The sequence below is a fragment of the Streptomyces sp. NPDC002088 genome, from assembly GCF_040296605.1.
Lineage (GTDB): Bacteria > Actinomycetota > Actinomycetes > Streptomycetales > Streptomycetaceae > Streptomyces.
Window position 1 is genome coordinate 1 of sequence record NZ_JBEOXO010000125.1, and the last position, 1,136, is coordinate 1,136.

2 protein-coding genes are annotated in these 1,136 nt (G+C 33.4%); both read right to left on the minus strand.

The genetic code is table 11. The features are described from left to right. Window positions 1-566 (minus strand): AAA family ATPase (locus tag ABT114_RS50480; protein ID WP_351154150.1); only part of this gene is annotated, 566 nt, incomplete at its 3' end. Window positions 567-713: 147 nt separating this feature from the next. Next, window positions 714-1,136: arginine repressor (locus ABT114_RS50485; RefSeq protein ID WP_351154152.1), on the minus strand; the 423-nt coding region annotated here is incomplete at its 5' end.

Here is a 1,136-nt window from a genome sequence, read left to right on the forward strand (position 1 = left end):
CTTTGAGCAAATTCTTGCTCATTTTTTTGTCGTAAATTGAGCTGTTGACGCAAATTTTTGAAGTTTTCAAATTTGAGTTTGTAATTATTTTTTATCTGATCAAAGGCTTCGTCACCAAATTCATCAAGTAAACGAAGATGGCTTTTCGGATTCATCAATTCTTGGCTATCGTGTTGACCATGAATATCAACTAATAATTCACCCACTTGTCTTAGCGTAGCTAAATTAACCATTTGACCATTGATTCGACAAACGGAACGACCATTAGCAAAAATCTCACGTCTTAAAATAATTTCAGAATCTACTTCTTCAAAGCCAAGTTCTAATAATACCGCCTTCAATTCTGGAGTTTTATCAAAGAAAAAGAGACCTTCTATTTCGGCTTTGTTTGCCCCATGCCGCACAAAATCACTCGAAGCACGCCCACCTAATAATAAAGACATTGCATCAATAATTATTGATTTTCCCGCACCAGTTTCCCCAGTTAAAATCGTCATTCCACTCTCAAAGGATAGATGAATTTCTTCAATAATTGCAAAATTTTTGATTGAAATCTCTTGTAACATCAAAATTTCCTTTCTCAAAAATAAATGACAAGGCTATTAGTAACCCAATAACCTTATCTTTCCTACTTTGATTCTTTTTTTACTGACAGCTATTAATTCGCTCAAAATATTCAGCAGAATTTTGTCACAATATTCTTGTCAGTAAATTTAAAATTCTGTCAGTAAATTATAAAGATTTTTAGCATCTTCTTCCATTTCAAAAATAACTAAAGCACTATCATCATCAATAATGATTGAAAAAATATCATCGCTATATTCTTCCAAAAGATAATTTTTCACAAGACTTGTTGTCCCTGGATTAGCAAGAATCCAGAGCATATTATCTTTGATTTTTGTTCCCGTAATTGCATCAAAAGCTAAGGCTTTATGAAGGCTTGACTGTAAAACTTCCTTGTTTTTTGGTAAATCATAACGATAACCACCAGATTCAGCTGGCACCTTGATTAGGGCAAGTGATTTAATATCGCGGGAAACGGTCGCTTGAGTAACGTCAATTCCATGAGTTAAGAGGGTATTCACAAGTTCTTCTTGCGTTTTAATTTCGTTTTCACGGATAAATTGAGCAATAAA